General features: G+C 45.6%; 9 protein-coding genes. 1 reads left to right on the top strand and 8 read right to left on the bottom strand.

Annotation, left to right across the window (positions count from 1 at the left end):
• Positions 1–92: 92 nt before the first annotated feature.
• From D7D25_RS14530 to D7D25_RS14495, 8 genes are all read right to left on the bottom strand, one after another.
• On the bottom strand, positions 93–365 hold the full coding sequence (locus D7D25_RS14530) for a discoidin domain-containing protein (RefSeq protein WP_122969665.1): 273 nt from the start codon (positions 363–365) through the stop codon (positions 93–95).
• Positions 356–2,581: a RagB/SusD family nutrient uptake outer membrane protein gene (locus D7D25_RS14525; protein ID WP_122969664.1), complete on the bottom strand. Its 2,226-nt coding sequence runs from the start codon at positions 2,579–2,581 to the stop codon at positions 356–358. Before D7D25_RS14525 ends, D7D25_RS14530 begins: the two co-directional genes overlap by 10 nt.
• Before the next feature lie 12 nt (positions 2,582–2,593).
• Positions 2,594–5,713, bottom strand: coding sequence for a SusC/RagA family TonB-linked outer membrane protein (locus tag D7D25_RS14520; RefSeq protein WP_122969663.1), 3,120 nt, complete (start codon positions 5,711–5,713; stop codon positions 2,594–2,596).
• A 228-nt stretch (positions 5,714–5,941) separates the two neighbouring features.
• Entirely contained in the window at positions 5,942–7,849 is a 1,908-nt protein-coding gene (locus D7D25_RS14515; RefSeq protein WP_255417330.1) for a RagB/SusD family nutrient uptake outer membrane protein, read from the bottom strand.
• Positions 7,850–7,878: 29 nt separating this feature from the next.
• Positions 7,879–11,055, bottom strand: coding sequence for a TonB-dependent receptor (locus D7D25_RS14510; protein WP_255417329.1), 3,177 nt, complete (start codon positions 11,053–11,055; stop codon positions 7,879–7,881).
• 728 nt (positions 11,056–11,783) lie between these two features.
• Complete coding sequence (locus tag D7D25_RS14505; RefSeq protein WP_122969661.1) at positions 11,784–14,786, bottom strand: glycosyl hydrolase; 3,003 nt, start codon at positions 14,784–14,786, stop codon at positions 11,784–11,786.
• A 69-nt stretch (positions 14,787–14,855) separates the two neighbouring features.
• Positions 14,856–18,422, bottom strand: a complete 3,567-nt coding sequence (locus D7D25_RS14500) for an alpha-L-rhamnosidase (RefSeq protein ID WP_122969660.1) — start codon at positions 18,420–18,422, stop codon at positions 14,856–14,858.
• Positions 18,403–20,154 carry a beta-N-acetylhexosaminidase gene (locus D7D25_RS14495; protein ID WP_122969659.1) on the bottom strand — a complete coding sequence of 584 codons (1,752 nt, stop codon included), beginning with the start codon at positions 20,152–20,154 and terminating at the stop codon, positions 18,403–18,405. The genes D7D25_RS14500 and D7D25_RS14495 overlap by 20 nt, the downstream gene beginning before the upstream one ends.
• A 454-nt stretch (positions 20,155–20,608) precedes the next feature.
• Between D7D25_RS14495 and D7D25_RS14485 the strand changes: the two genes are divergently transcribed.
• Positions 20,609–21,175 (top strand): hypothetical protein, encoded by a 567-nt coding sequence (locus D7D25_RS14485; protein ID WP_122969657.1) that lies wholly within the window; start codon positions 20,609–20,611, stop codon positions 21,173–21,175.
• Positions 21,176–21,396: the final 221 nt, after the last annotated feature.

Genomic DNA, 21,396 nt, shown 5'->3' with positions numbered 1-21,396 from the left:
CTCTGTAACAAATTCTCTTTACTCGTTTCTGGTAAACGCGAGAGGATATAAAAAAAGCGAAGGGAGCCATCCTCCCTCCTTACTTTGAATGTTTAATACGGAGTGATCTCTCCGAAGTAGGTCCAGGGATTTGTCCCCCATGTGGATTTAATTTCAATTTTGAGATAACGGCCGGGAGCAGGATTAGTGGTCTTATAATCAAGCTCCTTGGTGAAGTCGTTCGACATCTCCGTAACCTCGAGAACTTCAATCCACTCTTCATTGTCCTGACTGACGGAGAAGACAACATGCTTTGGTTCCATTCCGTGGTCGTCTTGTCTATGCCAAATCAGAAATCCTTTAATGCAGGTTATTATTAATTCCATCCCGGATTTTGCCAATCTGTTCCGGTATGGCTAAACATCTTGTCAATTTCGGTTTGAGGTATGGGATAAAAATAAAGTTTCGCCTTATATGAATCCCGTTCGAAGCTTATCCGCTGATAGCTGAAGCTGTCATCCGCTTTTTTTGTTATCCTCATTCCTGTAACGTAACGCTCGCATTGTTCCATGATTTTCCACCTGCGGACATCGAAATAACGATGGCCTTCGTAAGCCAATTCAACGCGGCGTTCATTCCTATACCGTTTCTCAAATTCCTCTTTCGATAATCCGGCGGGCAGGTCAGGCATACCGGCCCTGCGACGGACCACGTTCACGGCATCACGCGCGCTCATGGAGATCCCATTGCCGATATTTATTGCCGTTTCCGGATTTCCGGTAGATTGATAGGCGGCTTCTGCAAAATTGAGGTACATCTCCGCAAGGCGGAACATCCGGATCTCCCCGTCGGCGTTGTTATCGCGTCCCGATTTCCAGTTGTTGTATTTCCGCAGATAGTAACCGGTAAAGGTCGCCCTGCGATTGGTGGTTGAGATGCCGTCGATACCTCCGACAAAGCTTTCGCATGGCGCTGCGGGGACTGATTCAACCCGGACATTTATTTCCATGTCTTTGACCTGGATGATATTGCCGGCATCGGCTCCGACATCAAACCGAAGTCTGTGCCCCGGTTTTCCCCATTGCCACCAACTCTGATTGCGATAAGATGTGATATCAAGTTCGAAATCGGTCCATTCATCAGTTTTATTGAAAACGACATTCTCCGGGGTAGATTGCCCTCCTGCCGCATTGGGCTGCGCGAAGAAAAACTGCGCGTTGGTGATGTGGTTATTACTTTTGTATTTAAGTCTGACATAGATTGAACCGCTGGCGGCATCAATATCTTTACCCAATGTTGAGGTATATAGATTTGGGTCGCCTCCCAGGGTCTCAACTGTAAATTCACCTTTTTCGTTTTCCGTAACCGAAACATTGTTTCCCGAAAGATCGAGTTTCAACGGAAAGTGATCATCTCTTGCCAATCCGCCCGTAGCCCCCAAGTCACGGGCTGCTCCATTGAAATAGATTGTCGCGTAGAAACGCGGATCACGACCTTGATAGGGGTTTTCGGGATCATATCCGGAAGCAGTGTTGATGACCGGTTGCAAGTGCTGCGGATCAGTGTAGCCGGTGATGGGTTGTAAACCGGTGGCTTGCATCTCGTAACTATCCACCAATTCCTGCGTCGGACATGCTCCGGCTGTGGTTTGTCCCGGGGTTGAGGGCATACCGTGATTCCCCCAGATATTTACCCTGTTTCCGGGATAGATGGTCTCTTTGTCACGGGCGCGTTGTTCATCATGAGGAGTGATAAAATACAGTTCGTAAAGGTTTTGCGCTGCATTACCCGTAGGTTGTTCATCCCACAACTTGTAATCATTCACCAGCAGGCTGGATAATGCATTTCCTGTTATTTGTGCTGCATCACTCCAGGTATAAGTGGCGTCTGAATAGAGGGGACTGGCGGCATAGAGAATCGCTTGGGAGCGGATTGCCTGTACAACAGCCCTATTCATGATATAATTCTCACCCGTTCTCACTGTCCAGGAGAATCCCAGGGTTGAACCCGGAGTGCTCATGGCGGCATCGCAATCGTCAAGGATCTGCTTGACCACTGTGGAAACCGGCGCGCGCGCATCCTGGCTGAAATCATGTGTTATTTCATAAGGTCGGGTAATTAATGGGACGGCACCATACCGTTTTATAAGCTGCAGATAATAAAGAGCGCGCAGTGTGTGTGCTTGGGCCTTCCATGATAAGATTTCCTCTTCCAGCGAAGCCAGTTGGTCGGCAGTTACTCCTTCAATCCTGTCAAGGAATATATTGCATTTACGGATTGCCTGATAGATACTGCTCCAGGGTTGCCCGTCAACATTCCGATAGTTTGATGCCGAAAAGGCATCCACATACCAGAGAGAGGCCAAAGAGCCCTGGAAAACCATTTCCGAACTTTGAGACTCATCGGTGAGTGTTGCCTGATTGATATCAGGCATGATCCTTGCCCCGTAGCAGGAGTTCAGGTATCCTCTCACGCCATTTCTTGTGGCAAATAACTCATCCAGCGAAGAACGACCGTCATATTCAAGCTCTAAAGCATCATTACATGAAGCGGACAATACCAGCGTTATAAAGAGAACTAATATTTGAAAATATTTTTTCATCACCTTCCAGTTTTAAAAATTAATACTCAATCCGACATTATACAAGCGGTACACGGGTATTGCTTCAATACCGCCCGAAAAGTGTGCTTCGGGCCCATAAGCATTATGTTTCAGTTTGTCCCAGGTCAGGAGGTTCTGGCCACTGAAATATAATCTCATTCCATTAAAGACGTTAAAGGTGTAACCAATTTCAAGATTCTTCAAACGGAGATAAGATTTATCTTCAAGGAAGAAGTTGCTTGCTTCATGATTGGAATTCTTCTTTGCCGATAATGCCGGATATTTAATTTCTTCACCGTTGGCATAACGTTCAGGTGTCCAGGCTGATTTATGCCATTCTGTATAAACACCTTCATAAGAGTATTCCACTCGCCCCAATGACATGTCGACAGTCCAGTAATCAGCTATACCCTGAAAAAGTATGCTCATATCGAAATTTTTATATTTGAATCCTCCGTTGAAAGCATAAAAGAAATGAGGTAATGCTCCGTGTCCGAGAGGGGCTTTATCCTTATCGTTAATCTTTCCGTCAGCATTCAAATCATAATATTTCAGATAACCCGGTAAGGGCGTGCCGATTTCGTAAACAAGCCCGCTGTTATCTATTTCCTCCTGACTGTTAAAAAATCCGTTCCCATTATGGTCATCTACCAAATAACCCCAGGATTGTCCAATGGGATAACCCTCGCTGCGGATGGGATAGGCATAATCAGCGGCCCTTTGGCTTTCATCCCAGAATATGATCTTGTTCTTATTATGGGCGAGCCATCCTCCCAGTGAGATGTTCAAATCGCGGGTGATATCCTTATTATAGCCAAGGGAGATTTCATATCCCTTGTTTTCGAATATTCCGACATTTGTCTTGGGGTAGTTGTCCATGGGTACTCCCTGATATTCAGGAGTCTTGGAAGTCGCGCTTGTGACGCCGTTTTCTGTTCTTTCGTTGTAGAGATCAACAGAAAGGGAGAAGTTATTCAGCAGGGTCAGATCAATTCCGTAGTTCTTCTTGGTGATAATTTCCGGATCAAGATATGGGTTGGCGACCTGGCCTTCATTCACGTTATGGCCGCCCAGGAACCCGAAACCGCCGCCGGTGAGTGTGACATTGTCGAGATAGACATAGCGGCCGACACCCCGGTCATTGCCGGTTTTACCCCATGAGGCGCGAAGCTTAAGATAGGTCAGGACCGGGTTGTTTTCGAGAAAAGCCTCATTGGTCGCTACCCAGCCCGCTGAGAATGCCGGGAATGCCGTGAAGCGGTTCTGCCGGGAATATTGTTCAGATCCCGAATAACCCAGATCGGCCCTTACCAGATAACGATCGTCATAACCGTAGCCAATCCCAATGCCAGAATTGGACCGCTTATAAGGCAACCCTCCCCCGGCTTTGCTCAGGTGCTGATAAAAACTGTATGCCATGGCGCTGATATCGTGTACGCCGTAAAAGCGACGTTGATAGTTCAGCACTCCCTTATAATTCAGATTGTAATAAAAGCTGGCACTTGAGCGATGCTGTAAAGGTGTATTTACCTGTGTGCCGAATTTTTGGAATTCCAGTTCCTCGTAGTCTTCCGTACGGATCCACTGTTCGTAAGTCCTGTTGGTAAACAACCCTTTCACCGCATTGGTCTGATAACCGTAGCTTCCGCTGATGCTGAGTCCCGGAGTGATAAAACCCAGATCCAACTTAGGTAAAAACTGGGCATAGATATTGGTAACCGTATACTGGTCAAAACCGAGGCGGTTAATCAAAGCCCATGATGTGATCGGTTCGGTTTTGGTAACCACCACCTCTCCTCCGCCGATGTCTCCTGTTTCGGGATCTTGTACAAGCGGTGTTGTGGGACCATACACGTAGGGGGGAAGTGTGAAGAATCGGTACCATATCCTGTTTGCGAATCCATCCCAACTGCCTCCATGGCCGATTTCAACCGAATGTCCCCCGGGTGTTCTTTCCCTTTTGATGTTTCCACTCAGGTTGAGTCCGACAGACAGATATTTGGCCAGTTTTACATCCACATTTGACCGGATATTGGCCCAGACAAACTGGTTATTGGGATTATACTGAGTTGTTGCAGGGTCGATCTTCCACATACCGTCCTGGTTCAACACGTTGACATTCGTGTAGAATACGGCTTTATCATTTCCCCCTGTCAGATTCACGTTGACACGACTCATCTGGGTAATATCTTTCGCATTCATTGCTCTCCAGTTGTTGTTGGGAAAATAATCAGGATTCTCACCTGAAAGAAACCCGTCGACCGCTGTTTTACTGAAATAGGAGTACTCCCCGTTGCCATCGTTGAACCCGGCCTGATTGCGAAGTTGCACAAAATCGGCAGAGTTAATGTGCGGTGGGGTTGTTGTCCTTTGTTCCAGTGTGTGGTTTATCGCGACATCTATCTTAAGGGGCTGTTTGACTCCCCGTTTGGTGGTGATGACAATCACCCCGTTGGCCCCCTGTATCCCGTACAATGCCTGGGCTGACGCATCTTTCAATACGTTGATGGATTCCACTTCGTTGGCGGTGATGTATTCAAAAAGCTGATTGGCATTGTAGTCGTAAGGAAAACCGTCAATGACGACCATCGCCGTACCCCCGTTGGGAGACGAGTACCCTCGTACCCACAGTTGAGTATTTGTACGCGCGGGCTCAGAGTAGGTCTCACGTGTGAGAAGCCCCGGCAAGCGTCCTGCCAGCGACATGGAAAGATTGGCTACAGGTGAGCGTTCCAACTCTTTTCCCGTAACTCTGGCAATCGAACCGGTCACTTCATCTTTGCGTTGCGTGTAATTACCCAGAAAGACTTTTTCATCGAGATCGAATGTTTCGGCCCGCTTCAAAGTAACCCCCTGGGTCCCACCAAACGCTTCGCTGATATCGAGATTGTGGGAAACATAACCGGGCAAAGAGAACGTGAGGTATTTACTTTCGTCGCTGACAGTAATATCATAATCTCCGTTTTGATCGGTGATCGTAATCTCTTTACCACTTTCAGATGTGATCAAAACTCCTTGCAGGCTACGGCCGTATTCGTCTTTAACCGTCCCGTTCACTTGCGCATTGAGGGAGAGAGTCCATAATAGCATGCAAGCAAACGCCAATAGAGATCTTTTAATAGAATTATTCATACGATTAAAATTATTTATTTCAAAGGTATCGTATGGAACTCGCTTTTAATCGTGTTCACAGAAGTTAGTCGTTTTGAGTCGCCTTCGCTCCTCGATTTTCAATTCTACGCTCAACATAGTCAAAAAACAAGTTTTACCTCTGTATTCGCTTATCGAAAACGTTCTTGTGTGAGAACAATTATCATGCTCGTTTCATAGATAGATCTATTTTTTTAATGAAAGAAATGGTTACCAACCCGGATTTTGCCAGTTATCCCCCGTCAAGGCGAACATGATGTTGACATCGTTCAACGGAATTGGAAATTTTAAAAACTTGTTCTGATAGCATAAACGTTCCCTGGAAACAGGACCTCGCGCATACCTGTAGCTGCCGTCCGCGTTACGGGTGATATGGGCAGCCGTGATCCAGCGGTCTGTTTTCTCGAGATTATCACCGGGCTTGTGCCAGCGGCGCACGTCGAAATAGCGGTGCGCTTCGAAAGCCAGTTCCACCCTCCGTTCATTGCGGATGCGGAGAATAAGTTCATCTTTTGAAAGTCCCGCGGGAAGCGGCGGCATAGCTACGCGGCTTCTGATAGCGTTGACCGCCTGGTATGCTTCTTCCAAATGACCGGCTTCAGCGGCAGCTTCGGCCAGATTGAGATATACTTCCCCGAGCCGCATTACTTTGGCATAAGCATGTCCCGCTGTTACCACTTCCTGTCCTGAATTGGGATGGAGGAATTTGCGGAGGAAGTATCCGGTACGGGTTGCTTTACGCGTTGTCGGATGACGTCCTGTCTGTGGTTCGCCTCCCCAGGTAGCAATGATACGGGTACGGTAACCCTTGCTTGCCGGGAAGTTTTCCACACTCTCGGATGTTTCATCGAAAATCCAGTAACAGGTTCTTTTTGAACCGTTATAATAAACAGAGGCGTAAAAACGGGGATCCCGGTTTTCATAGGGATCTTGCGGATCGTAGAGTGTGTTATTGGGGTTATAGTTTGGCTGAAGGTGGGTTACTTCATCAATATACGGTTTTGAGAGATCAAGGACCGGTTGTCCGTCAGCGGTCTCGAAGCAATCGACAATCTCCTGTGAAGGACAGGATCCCGATTTGTACCCCATTACAGCGCCGATCCCCTCGGTATTGATCCAGTCCTGGCCGGCATTGGTCTGGTAGATAGTCTCCTTGTCAGTCGGATTGCTCTCAAACCCCATATTGTTGCTAAAATATTCATTGAACAGTTTTGCCGCGTCATTGGGGAGATGAACGTCAGGATTGTCTTTCCATGAGGAAAAATTGACTTTGTCATATAACGCGTAGCCGTTGTTCCTCAAATTGGCCAAGGCCTGTTTGCTTATCTGGTAAGCTTTCTCCCAATGGTTTTCCCCTTCGTTATAGAGAGGGCTCGCTGCATAGAGTGACATCCTTGATTTGATGGCTTCTGCAACCGCCTTGGTGAAACGGAAGCCTTCCGCGCCTGTAGTGATCCGCCAAGGGAGGTCGGGACTGGAAAGCGCCGCATCGCAGTCTTCGAGGATGAATTGCACCACATCGTGGTAGGAACCGCGTTCAGTGGTCGAGAAATCGTCGGTATAGATATAGGCAGTTCTTTCAATAGGCAGCCCACACCCGAAGAATTTGAGCAATACCATATAGTAATAGGCCCGCAACAGGTGTGCTTCCGCTTTCCAACGGGAACGGTTCGCCTCACTTCTTACATTTGCATTGTCGATATTATCCAGGAATACCGTACATTTGCGAATACCGGTCCACATACGAACCCAGTAGTTTCCATTACCGGCACCGTTATTTGCCCAATCCTCATTGAAACTGAAATGGTTTGCGGCCGATACGTTACCGCTATACAGTAATCCCGAAGTGATCCATGCTTCGGCTTCGGCATCCGTATCCCACGCTTCATCACTCCAGTCGACCGGCCCACGCATATAGAAATAATATCTCTTCCCTTCCGCCGGAATGTAATTGTAACAGGTATTCAGGTATGCCGCTGTTTTTTCATCATCTTTAAAAACCTCCTCAAGGGATATTTTTCCGTCGGGGGCCTGGTCCAATATGTCGGAACATGAAAAGAGAGACAGCATGAGCAGAAATGCCAGTCCTCCGGTTTTTATTATATTATGATTCATCATTATGTCGTCAATTTATCTGGTTAATAAACTTAGAATTTGATATTTGTGCCGAAGCTGAAGATACTGGTCTGCGGATATCCGATAGAGTCGTCGTTTTCAGGATCCAGATGTCCCGGCCTGAATTTAGGCGACCAAGTGAATACGTTTTGCCCATTCACAAAGAGCCTTAAATTGGATATACCCAATATCTTTAGGGAGTTTGCCGGGAGTGTATAACCGATTTCAAAGTTTTTCAAACGAAGCAGGTCACGGTCAAAGACAAAGAATGAATTGGCTCTGTGATTGGTCGATTCCTGCGTGTGCAGGGCGGGATAGGTGATCTCCTCTCCGTTTTCCCAGCGCTCTTTTGTCCATGCTTTCTTATGATAAGGGAAATAGGTGCCGCGGATAATGTATTCACGAGTGCCTTGTGCTGCTAAGGTTGAGTTGAATTTCGCCAAACCCTGGAAGAAAATATAGGCGTCAAAACCTTTCCATTGAGCGGATAAAGATGCCCCGTAACTGTAACGCGGGATATTCCCCACTCCGATTGGAGCCTGGTCCTTATCATTGATCACACCGTCGTTATTCAGGTCTTTGTAGACAAAATCCCCCGGTCCCGGGGTTCCAAAATCGTAAGTAACACGGTTGGGGTCTGCCAGTGTTTCTTCAGTCCAGTAACCACCATCCTGGTTCCAGTCAATGAGGTATCCCCAGTTTTGCCCCAGAGGATAACCGGTGGAACGGTATTGATAAGCATAGGTCTCATCGCGGGGGACTTCGTCCATCACGATTCGTTTATTCCTGTTGTAAGATACCTGGCCCTTTACATTAATAAACAAATCACTGTTCACCTGCTTGTTGTAACCTAATTCAATCTCATACCCCTTGTTGACTATTTCCCCCATATTTACTTTGGGGATATTTCCAACAGGTGTTCCCTGCCATGAGGGGATACTCTGTCGGGTTAAAAGGATCTGGGAACGGTTTTCACGGAAAAGCTCCAACTTACCTGTGATATCTTTCGTGATCGAGAAGTCAAGTCCGAGGTTATACTTGTCGGCAGTTTCCCAAGTCAGCATTTTGTTACCCAGCAATCCTTCGTTTATACCTTTCCCCGCGGCAAGACTCCCAGAGAAACCTTCCCCCACCGTAATGTCATCCAGATAGAGAAAACGGGCACTACCCATTTTGTCATTACCTACTTTTCCATAAGAGGCCCTGATTTTGAGAAAAGTGACGATCGGGTTGTCGACTAGAAATGCTTCGTTTGAGATAGCCCATCCGGCAGACAGGGCAGGAAAGAACCCGAATCGTTTTCCGGGAGCGAACTGTTCCGAACCGTTGTACCCAAAGTTGACTTCCGCGAAATAGCGTGAAGCATAATCATAGGTGGCACGTCCTGCAAAACCCAACACATTGAAGGGGATCTGGGCGCCCCCCGAATCCCAGTAGTCTCTTTCGGCGCGGAGCATACCACCTATGGTATGTTCACCAAAGGTGCGGTTATACAAAAGTTGTCCCTGCACGTTGATATTGTATCTTGAACCTTCGGAATAGGACATTGAGAAATTGTCCTGTTTCAATTCATGCACTGAAAAAGTGAGCTCATCGGTATTCGGGTCAACGAATGCCTGATAATCTGTTTGGAACATATTTCCCCGTGTCATGTTGTTTCCGTAAGCGTCGTAGGAGATCATTCCTTTCAGAGAGAGGCCTTTTGTGATCGCTCCCAAATCAAAATCCAGACCGAATGAAGAATTCAGGTTTGAACGGGTGTCGAGGTTATAACCATACCAGTTCATAATCATGATGGGCGAACGGTCGGCATAATGGCCTACGTTCAGATAGGTGGGATCGAGCGGACGATCGGCCGGCACGCCGAATCCGGGGATAGTGGAAGGACCCGGGGAGATCGGAAGGATTGTTTGCGCCTGATAGATCATGTCACGTACCAACCAGTTTCGGTCACCTCCATACATAACGCCCGGGTTAGGCATATTCACTTTTTCAATATAAGTGCCTAAATTAAGATAGGCATTCATCCATTTCGTCACTTTATAATCGATATTGGACCGGAAACTGTATCGGTCTAACTTGAATGACGGATCATATTTCAGGATATCTTTCGAAAGGGTGTTCATGTTCCCACCTTGGTGAAGATAACCCACGTTCATAAAGTAAGAGACCTTGTCAGTTCCGCCGCTCATATTGGTGTTGATTGTTGTTTGCGGCGACCACCGTTTGATCAGCATCCTGTACCAGTTATTGTCCGGGTACATCCATCTTCTCAGGGCAGCCTTGGATTCATAATCCGGATCATTTGGATCGAGCCCTTTAAGCGGATTCTGGAATTTTTCAATGATATCCGGTGTGAATTGAGGTTCAAATCCGTCATTTATCATCGCTTCATTACGGAGATTCATGTATTCAACCGATCCGGGCATGTCCGGTTCACGCGTGAGTTTAGAGTAACTCTGGGTAACATTCACCGATAGCTCAGGCTTGCCTTCCTCCCCGCGCTTTGTGGTAATGATCAATACACCGTTCGCACCGCGTACACCAAACACCGCTGTGGCAGAGGCGTCTTTTAACACCGAGACAGACTCAACCTCATGGATATCGAGCGTGCGGATATTATCCCGGGGAACACCATCGATAAGGATCAAAGGATTGGTCCCGTTAATGGTACTTGCTCCACGCAGATACATGGTCGCATCGTCCACACCGGGTTGTCCTCCCACACGCTGCATGGATGTCAAGCCGGCGATGCGACCTGACAACGCATTTGCGAGACTTGGAGAGGTGGAAACCCGCAAATCCGCGGTGCTGACCGTGGAGATGGCACCCGTTACTGAGACCTTTTTCTGCACTCCGTAAGCCACTACAACCACTTCCTCCAGGAGCTCCGCATCTTCATTAAGGATGATATGAATAGATGTTCTTCCCTTCACGTCTATTACCTGTTTTTCCATACCCACATAAGATACTTCGATTTTAGCATTCGGCGGAATATTGGGGAGGATATACTTTCCGTCAAAATCGGTAATCGTCCCTTTCTCGGCTTCTCCAACAACCCTGAGGGTTACACCTATGAGAGGTTCATTCTTGGTGTCCGTTACCAATCCCGTAACGGTGATATTCTGTGCAAATATTCCGATGGAATACATGCATAAAAAAAAGAACATGAGCCTTTTCCCTGCATTTACTGGAATTGTCTTTTTCATTCTTTCATTTTTTTGATTAATTGATAATTAGAATTTGTTTTAAATCAATGCGATCGTGCGGAGTTAAAAAAAACTATCTGTAATTATGAGATTGTTTAAATGGTTGATAATCGTATTTTTTTGTTCGATGTCATTATAATATTTCCTAGGATGCGAGTAAAGAGATGGATCCTTGTATTTATTTTGTGAACAGAGAAAAAGAGATGGAATTTTAGCCCTTGCTTTTTTGAAGGCATTTTCAGAGAAGAGAATAGGAGTTTACCCCTTGTCTGAATTATTTTGGGACAAGAGGAAACTTTTAGTCGAAAGAAATAGAATCTTGTTTCGTTAATTAAAGTTAACGGGGGGGGGGGGGCAGAATTGTATATCTATCCGTCTCTATAATAGGAGGAAACGGATTCCTTTTCGGAAAAAAGATACAATTCATTTGCGTCATTTCAATTTTAAACTATCTTATTGCTAAATAATCCGTCATGATATCGTTTAATAGGACAGCTATTGTGCTGGCAATGAAACCGCGCTATTAAGAGCTCTATTCGGTATTATCTCTTGTTTAAAAGTTTTTTTGTCTTTTAAACATATCACAAATATAAAGGGGTTATATTGTTTATAACTGTAGAAAATGGTATTTAACCTGCGTAAAATGGTTTTTTATGTTAAAAGGGCATGTGCGAAATTGTGTTACCTATTTGTTGATTGCAGTTACGGAGAAAAGAGGAAATAAGTGATTAATCTTTCTTTGCTCCCTTTATTGTTACAGGTCCTAAAAGTCCTGACTTTTCGAGCGGTGAGTCGGCCGAATAATGTTTATAGGTGGTAAAGGTATAGCGTTTACCGGGTCTCTCCTCCTTGCGGACAATCCAGTCAGGCCATTCTCCCTGCCGGATACCGTCGTCAGGTAAATTTTCATCACCGATCAATCTGTTTATCCATAAATTGGCCACTTTAATTTCCAAAAGGTTATTTTTACCTTTTACCAATGATGTAACATCAACTTTCCAGGGGTATGTCCAAACGGTGCCTGCATCTTTCCCGTTTAATTTTACCTGTGCCATATTTTTCACATCTCCCAGATCGATATAGTATTTGTTGAATTCTTCCGATAGTCCGGAAGGCAGATCGAATTCTATGGCGTATGTGGCAATCCCGGAGTAATATTTAATTCCATCCAATTGATGATCCGTCCAATCGGTAAGCGAATCAAATACAATTTCGGCAGGCCCTCCGAATGCAGGGTCGAATGATACGTTCCATGACCCGTTTAAAGTTGTAATAACCGATTCGGTATTAAAAAAGGAATCATATCCATTGGATTTATTCTTTTTGTCAAAAACAATAAAATAACTTTGATGAGGCTCAAACTCCAGCGTCATGGAGGTGAAATGTCGACCGCTCGCGGCATCTTTTATTTTGTACATGTTTCCGGTAATTGGGTCCCACAGCATTGGACGGGCTTTTCCCACTCTAAAGCCACAGTGAGAAGTAACGGAGCCGTCGGTTTTGTTGGATAAAAAATAGATATCCCAGTCAGGAGCAGTCCTGTGGGTATAACGGATCTCCTCTCTGTCCGAGATGAAATCTTCTGTCACATGCATTTTCTGAAGTGTTTTTGCGATGATCTCATAATGGGGATATAAATTATCCGTTTCTTTTGCAAGGATTTCCCCCCATGTTATTTTCCCCTTTCCGTAGCGTACCGTTGATAGAGTCCCCGGCAATTGATGATTTCCCCAAACTATCGCAGCCGTCTCTTTTACTTCTTTGTCGCAATCTGGATACCCGGTGAGGCTTGGGGACTGAAGAGGCGGGATTCCTATGATATGAGCCCCGTCATTTACCAGTGATTTGATTTTTTTTAATAACCGGGGTGTCATGGTCTGGACAGAAGGTAACACCAGGATACGATAAGTGGCCCCGCCCGGAAAAACGATACTGTTGTTTTCCACCCGTGCCTGGAACAATTGACCGGGTGAGACACCGTCGAAATTATACCCTCTTCTGTCGGGGATGGTGTCTGAGCCGGACATTGCTGAAAATGGAGGTTTAAAAACATGTGGCGCCCCTTCCGGGGTTAAAAATAAAATGTCCGCGACAGGTCTTCCCTGTTGTAGAAGGTATTGGCAACGGGAAACATACTCATGATAGGCATTTACCATGGGCCACCATGTCTGGCTTCGGTCCCAATGCACTCCGTAGGGTCCCATCGTTGCTCCCGGCTTAAGGGAGTCATCCAGGAATTGATTTTGAAATGTATGGTAGACAAATCGATTGATCCCATTGGCAAAAGCCCAGTCACCCTGATTTTTCATCACTCCAGGATATTGTTTCCACCCTTCACCCGGATCAGCAGTGAAAGCTTCGGCCGCAATAATGGGACTGCCGTTTATATGCCCTATGGATGTCGCTTCTATGCAGCTAAACGCCGAATTGAAGCCGAACCCTTTGCTCCAGAACTCACCCATCGGAATATCGGCAACCGCTCCCAGTTCCAGATCGGCAGTCGGATTCATATCATAGGGCTCGATGGAAAAACCCATATTATGTTCTCTGGCATATCGTTTTGCTTCCTTCGCATGATTTTCAATGATTAACTCTTGTGATGTTTGACGTAAATCCCAAAGAAACCGCTCACTGATCTCCCTGTTTTCAACGACAAGTCCCGTGAGCACAGGATAAAAGGGCAACAAGTCGTACCCCCGCCGCTTTTTAAATTCTTCCCTGAAATTTCGGCTCCAGTTTTGGGCGCCCATTTCCCAGCTATCCATATGCAGTCTTTTTAACCCTCCTTTTGAATTTTTCTCAGGTACCCCTGTTTTATTTAACAATGAGCCGATAAAATGGTGCAAATGTCTATTGAGCGCGTCCTTGTCAAATTTATCCGATTCGAATCCCAATCCGGGGAGTGGAGCGGGCCTGGTGGATGCGCCATTGTTACGGCTTACAAACCGCATGACAGTCCATTCCCCATCGGGAGCATCCCAATTCAGTTTCCCGTTTTTCTCCATTTTATCTGTCAGGTCAATAATTCCGTTTTTATCGATCCCATTTTCTTTTAATGCGGGATCAGTTATTTCGGCAATAAAATAAGGCTTCACTCCCGGTACTGAGGTGTATGGAGGCCGGTAATAAAGCGCTTTCTCGTCAATATCATCAATGGAATCTATCCTGTGTCTATTGGGAAAGGCGATTACTGCAATGTCTTCGTAATATTGGGACCACTGATCTTTCATTTCTGAAGGTACCCCGAAAAACGGTTTTTTAGGAAGTGGGACAGGTAAGGTAATATCAGTGGGTTTTCCTCCTTGTACCATAACAGAAGCCCCTACGATATGCTGCATCGATTCTTCGGGTTTTACCCATGGGCCACCACTTCCTGTCCAGCCGGGACCCAAGCCCAGTGAAATCTCAATCCCTAATCTTTCAGCTTCTTTCACTGCATGGGCGAATAAATGCTGCCACTCTTCACTGAAAAAATCTATATTTCCTCTTGGAACGCCCACATTTACCTCAAGATACATCAGGTTGCCTATCCCTGCCTGTTTCATCGATTCAAGATCTTTTGTCAAAGATTCCCTGGTGATATTTCCATCCATGAAATACCAGTATACCCCCGGTTTTGCGGAATGGGGAGGAGATTTAAATCCCTTCCCGAGCAGATCGATATTTTGCGAATTCAACCCCGACGAGCAGAGGAAAAGAAAAGAAAGCAGTAAAGAATTAAACGTTTTCATTTTTTACTTTAGTTAGGAAGAGATTATTTTTTAAAAGAACAACAGGCTACAGGTGGTAATTCGGGATATTTACTTCGTAAATCCGTCCGAGACATTGAATCGGTATTTCCCGGGTTGGAGTTTCATGATCACTTTTCCATTTTCTTCACCCACGATTTCGATATCGGTGGCTGAAGCAACCGGCTTGTCCCTTTCACTGACCTTATCAACATCTGTTGCCTGCAGGTAAAGTGTGGCAGTGGTGTTTGCCGGTATCTTGAAACGATATTGACAGAGGTCGCCCTCCACTTCCCAACCGCTCTCGATCCGTCCGTACATCGAGTCATAATGTCCTTTAGCCGAAGTCATCCGCCCTGTCGGGTCGGGTTCCGGCTGTAAGACAAAGTGTTTGAATCCGGGATGGTTTTCGTCCCGTTCTATCCCCAACGAATGATTGTACATCCATGAACCGATCGCCCCGAACGAGTAATGGTTGAATGAATTCATGGAGTTATTTCCACTGAATCCGTGCTCGCGGGTGTAGGAGTTGAGACGCTCCCAGATGGTTGTGGCACCTTGCTCCACGGAATAGAGCCACGAAGGGTAAGTGGTTTGCTGCAATATCCGGTAAGCTGTTTGGGAGTATCCCAGCTCCGACAGCACCCTGTTGATCCATGCCGTGCCGATAAAACCTGTCATCAATGAGTAAGGAGGATAAACCACATTCCCATCCCGTGGGTTTTCGTTTTCAATACATGCCATCAGTTGTCTGACAACAAGCTCTTTTATCCCCTCGTCACAAATACCGAAAGCCAAAGGCAGCACATAAGAGGTTTGTGTGCCTATCAATTCGCCTTTCCTTTCAGGTTGCCTGAACCCTGAATGAATGGTTTGTCCCGTCTCCGGATTGAAATAGGTTTTGTTGAAAAATTCTTTTCGCTCTTCGTGCAGTTTGCCAAACCAGCCGGCATCTTCTTTTTTGTTTAGCACGTTTGCCATGCGGTGCATCAATTCCAGATCGAATATAAAGTAAGCCTCCCATAATAGCGTATTGTCGTTTTTCGCCTGTTCCGGTCCAAGCCAGTCGCCAAGATTGCCCTCAGTCAATATACCTGTTTCAGGATCTATATATTCGGTTAAATAGCGGATATACGCTTTCATGGCATCATAGTGCTCCGCCAGCAGCCTTACATCGTTGTATTGCAAATAGCTTTCCCATGCCACGGTGATGCCTGCGCTACCCCACAGTATGCCGCCAAAACCGCCGCCGATGGGGGCCACATCGGCAAAGCGTCCGTCTTCGCGTTGGGTATCCCTCATGGCCAGCATATGGCGGTGAAGGAACTGAGGTATATTACCCAGGTAGGTGGCTGTCCGGGAGAAGACCGATATATCGCCGCTCCATCCCATCCGTTCGTTGCGTTGCGGACAGTCGGTGGGAATGGACAGGAAGTTGGCCAGTGTCGACCAGGTAATGTTTTCCCACAGTTTGTTTACTTTGGGATTGGAGGTTTCGTATCGTGACGCCAGTTCATGGATGGAACTCAGGACATCGCCCTTTACCGCCTCCAACGGAAGAGGTTTGTCTATCCCCGTTATCTCTATAAAACGATAACCGTGGAAAGTGAACCGCGGAAGGATGACTTCGTTGCCACCCTTCGTGACATAAATATCCTGGGCCATCGCCCCACGGATATTTTCGAGCATGATCATCCCCTCATTGGCCTTGAATTCAGGTAAATCGGGGTATTTTACTTCGGCAAAACGTAATTTGATCTCCTTACCGGGCTGTTCTCCCTTCAGGGTGATTCTTGGTACGCCTGCCATGTTTTGTCCCATATCATACACATAGACACCGGGTCTGACCTCCTCCATCGAAATGGCGGTAAGCTCTTTGATCTTTTTGACGGTTTGACCATACTGGCCTACCAGTTTCATTCCTAAAAAATCATTCACTGCGGGCATCCTGTTGGCTTCTAGGGTTTTATCCTCGACGATCGCTTTTTCCTGATTGACTTCCACCGCCTTTTTCCAGGTTGAAGCATTATATGAGGCTTCTGTCCAACCTTCTATCAATGCTTCTTTCCGGGCATCATATACTTCGCCCTGGAAGAAGCTGGCGTATATGACGGGGCCGTTGTCAAAATATAGCCATGTGTCGGGATTGCTCACAATCGTTTCTTTCGTGCCATCGGCATAAGTAATCACCAGTTTGGCGAGGAGTGATTGCCTGTCACCAAACAGATTCCACAGGTATCCCATATAGGTGATCGCTCCGCTCCACCATCCCTCGCCCATGACCACTCCGAGGGCATTATCGCCCGTTTTGACATGGTTGGTGACGTCGTAAGTCTGATAGAGATGGTGCTTGTTATATTGAGTCAGGCCGGGATTGAAATAATCATCTCCTATTTTTTCCCCGTTTATATATGCTTCGTATATCCCTCTTGATGTAATATAGAGACGCGCATGGGTGACTTTCGTTTTTTTTGATGAGAAAGTTGTCCTGAGCATTGGCATCGATTTTTTGCGGATATCAGCGGTGATCAACGTTCCGGAGCCGGATCCGTTTACCCGGTAAGAATTGTTATCGATTGTCAGGTTTTTCTTGTCTGCAAAAATACTCCTCACGCCGGGTTTCTCCAATTTTTCGGAAAAGAGGATATTGTTCGGCACGCGGTAGTTACGTATTGCCACATCCGAGAAACTTGCCGATTGTCCAGGTTCTACTGCGAAACCAATTTCACAAAGTAACGGAAAACAGATATAGTCCCAGTTGTTTCCGATGGGGTTGATCGTTACAGTTCCTATCTTGTCCGATTCCTCTTCACCGCCGATATAGAAGTCGGTGCGGCTATACATGGTTTTAAGGTGGACGGTATGCTTGCCGTATTGATTCCCTTTATTGATCGTGGAAATGGGAACGGTCAGACTTTGCAGCGGGGTTTCCTTATTGTCCCCGGGCGCATACCCTACTCGATAAATGTGTAAGAAGGCATTTCCTCCTGCATCTACCCGCGAAATATCCAGCTCCACTTCAACGTAAGATTCATCCCTTTCATTTTGCAGGTGATAGATATTCATGTTTTTATCCATCAGTCGGGGGTCGTTGGCCCCGAAGAGAAATCCTGCTTTGGTTGTACCGTTTTCCTTGTCCAACTGCAGGGTATAATTGATATTGTAGGCAGGCAGGTAATCAGGGTAAAGGATCAGGTCCTCATCTCCACCGCCGATCCACTTAGCGCCTTCCCATGCATCGACCGAGGGATTCATCAATCCCGTCTCAAACCATGATTGAGCGGATAACGGGCTGTTATCCTGATTCCATACTTGTACTTTCCAGTGGTATCTGGCGCAGGGCTGCAAAGGTTTTCCCGCATATTCAATGTTCAGGGAGATGCCGCTTTCAATTTTCCCGGTATTCCATACTTCTTCTCCTTCCTGGTCGGTGACGGTAATCTGATAGGCGGATTGCGATTGTCCCCGCTTGTCGGAGGCCATCTGCCAGCTGAAACGCGGCTTTTCAGCATCGATTCCCAGAGGGGTCTCCTCGTATTCTACCATTAGAGAAGAGAGTGTCGTGCCTGAGCAGGCAGTGAACAGTAATGATAAGGAGAGGAATAGAATAATTTTGGGTTTAATAAAAATGATGTTCATGATCGTTATCGTATATCCATGTTGGAGTGGCCCATAAGCATGCCCGAAACTTCACCTTATGATAAAAGTCCATGGAAACACCCGGGTGTCCGTGATGTGCGATGGTGTTTAGTTGTGAGGGCGATTGCCAAAGAATGAAGGTGTCGTCTTGCCGGGAGAATGAGGGTTGTTGATTGAAATAACCCCATTTACGCCACCGGCGTTCGGTGTTTTTCACCCGCCGGTAAAAATCCCGGTAATCCTTGTCGGCTGCCTTTGTCCAACCGCATTCCGCATAAGCGGCGAGACGGGGAAAGGTTTGATAATATACACGTGTTGAATCCGGCGTAAATTCTCCCCACATCTGGCATCCGATACCGAGTATTTTGGATTCTTTTGGTTTTTCCAGCCCTTCGGGTATGGGATCAAATGAATAAGCTTTTTCGAGAGGTGTCACTTCGTAGGGATAGTCGAGGTAGCTAAAATGTCGGTTTGAATTCACCACATCATACCCTTTCTCTATGGCTTTGTTCACAAGGGTGATGTCGCCATCCCAAAAATGGATGATGGTGCCTTTTGCCAGCTTTTCCGACTGGCTCTCCTGGACATGTGCTTCATTACGGATATTATCTCCCGTAATCTCATTCCAGCCCATCATTTTCACATCTTTCGATGCCAGGTATCCGGAGAACCGGTTGATCGACCAAACCTGCAGATCAGCAAATGTGGGAATGCCATTCTCTTCCATGAAGCTCGCGACCTGAGGGTCGTTACGCCAGTGCCCGTAATCAGCTTCATCCCCGCCGATATGTATAATTTTTGAGGGAAACAATCCAATCACCTCATCCAGGACATCATGCAGAAAAGCTTCAACCTGTGGATCGGTCACATTGTAAAGATCGCCCCAGATACCTTTGCCTTCTTTTCGGCTACTTGTGCCAAGCCAGGGATAGGCGGCTATGGATGCGGAAGCGTGTCCAGGGACTTCAATTTCAGGTATGATTTTGATTCCTCTGTCGGCAGCATATTGTACGATTTCACGAATTTCTGATTGAGTATAAAACATTTTTTTGTCGGGAAATGTCTGGTCCCATTTTTCGGTTGTGAGATCTTTATGGGAGAAATCTCGCTTGGACCCGATTTTGGTGAGTTCGGGATATTTCTTGATCTCGATTCTCCAGCCCGGATCGTCGACCAAATGCCAATGGAAAATGTTCATCTTTAAGCGAGCCATCTCGTCGAGTAATCGTTTTACTGTTTCCATCCCATGGAAATGACGGCTTTCATCGAGCATAAACGCGCGCCAGGGAAATGCCGGTTCGTCCGAGATTTTACAGACAGGCAATGTGACTCTACTATGGTCCGTTTGCACTATCTGGTTCAAGGTCTGGAATGCATATAAAACCCCGTTTTCAGATGAGGCGGATATAGTTATTTTACCTTTATCGGTGATTTCAAGATGATAGGCCTCAGGATTTTCCGACAGTTTTTTATTCACATTTACCACGATCTGCGCTTTAGCTTTTCCGGAATTTACCATCTCAATGCCAAACTCATTGAATAAAGAAGAAAGGTATTCCCCGTGTATGTCAAATGCAGAAGGAATATAAACACTCCACTTTTTCTGTAGGGAAACCTGTTTACCCGAAGTGTATTCGTGAGCCGGTTTGGGGACAATCGGCAAAGAAGTATTTGATTGTGCTGCCGGAAAAATAGTTAAACAGAAAAACATTGTCAGAAGCAGGTGTTTCATCTTTAATCTCTTAGGGTTTGATTCCCCGCTGTTTGCAGCGGGGGGGTATAAATTATTCCTCCATGAAACCCCGCCCGCTGGCGGCCGGGGAGATTCATTGTACAAATATAAAACTCATCACGTTCTGCTCTACTATGTAATATGATAAAAAGTAAAAGAGTAATGACAATCTGAGCCATTCTGTATGTCATTATTCTTCCAATACCTTTATTTTTGTAATCAGAATAAACCTGCACGGACTTTTACGGTGCTTTTTGATTTCTCTTTTTCGGCCTGACAAAATTGTGTGCATCGAATTTCATGGAGGGAATGAACGGTTGTTTTGTTGGACAAGGAGAGATGATTGAAGTGGAGAAATCAAGCTAAAGTGAAAAATTCTCTCAAAAAATAATCGAAATAATTTGGTGTTTTATCCTCTTTTTATAATTTTGGAAATCAAAATAAAAGAGAGATTTTGAAACAAATACCATTCATATTAATCGTCGTGCTGATTGTTTCCTTTGGTTGTATCAAGACGTATGGCCAAGATACATCAAGGTTTGCAACGTTGGATGAAGTTGTGAATGTTCTGTCCTTAAAATCATCTGCAGCTCAAATTGAAAAACTCAATTATCAAAACAAACTGCTTCAATTCGAAAATCACAAAAAGAGTTTTCTCCCTTCATTTTCGTTGAATTTCAATCCCATAAACTTAAATAATAATCACTCCGTGCGATTACTTCAGCAACCCGTTGACGGAGGTTACACATATGTGGAAGATTACTCCAATAACAGTAGTACGGGAATTTCTATTAGACAAAAAGTGACTTTTATCGGGGGTGAAGTCAACATTGTTAGCAATATCAATTATATCAATGAATTTTCCCGCAAAATAAACAGTTTTAGCGCGACCCCTCTTTCAATCGGCTGTTCCCAACAATTGTGGGGTGGAGGAAAGCACTATCGGTTTGAAAAAGAGATAGAGTCTGCTGAGAATAACACGGCGATAAAACAGTACTGCACCCAACTATCCCAAAAATGATTCCTTTTAAAGGTTTAGTAGAAGTATTTCAAAAAACATTATACTTAAACAAAAGTAGGCTGCTATCATTCTAATTGATAACTATTTATTAATTTTAAAATTCACTTTATATGACAAGAAAGAAACTGACAAAATCGAGTTTGGACGAATTGACAAAAAGAATGCCAATATTAAGTGAAGCATTACAAATGACCTATATTGGAGGTTATGATAATAACGAT

The sequence above is a fragment of the Proteiniphilum sp. X52 genome (genome assembly GCF_003712195.1).
Taxonomy (GTDB): Bacteria; Bacteroidota; Bacteroidia; order Bacteroidales; family Dysgonomonadaceae; genus Proteiniphilum.
Note: the sequence above shows the minus strand (reverse complement) of the source record. Positions and strands in the feature narration are given on the sequence as shown.

Coding starts and splice junctions, on each gene's coding strand:
- D7D25_RS14515 (WP_255417330.1), bottom strand. CDS start 7,849: ATGATGAATCATAATATAATAAAAACCGGAGGACTGGCATTTCTGCTC.
- D7D25_RS14520 (WP_122969663.1), bottom strand. CDS start 5,713: ATGAATAATTCTATTAAAAGATCTCTATTGGCGTTTGCTTGCATGCTA.
- D7D25_RS14525 (WP_122969664.1), bottom strand. CDS start 2,581: ATGAAAAAATATTTTCAAATATTAGTTCTCTTTATAACGCTGGTATTG.
- D7D25_RS14500 (WP_122969660.1), bottom strand. CDS start 18,422: ATGAACATCATTTTTATTAAACCCAAAATTATTCTATTCCTCTCCTTA.
- D7D25_RS14530 (WP_122969665.1), bottom strand. CDS start 365: ATGGAATTAATAATAACCTGCATTAAAGGATTTCTGATTTGGCATAGA.
- D7D25_RS14495 (WP_122969659.1), bottom strand. CDS start 20,154: ATGAAACACCTGCTTCTGACAATGTTTTTCTGTTTAACTATTTTTCCG.
- D7D25_RS14510 (WP_255417329.1), bottom strand. CDS start 11,055: ATGAAAAAGACAATTCCAGTAAATGCAGGGAAAAGGCTCATGTTCTTT.
- D7D25_RS14505 (WP_122969661.1), bottom strand. CDS start 14,786: ATGAAAACGTTTAATTCTTTACTGCTTTCTTTTCTTTTCCTCTGCTCG.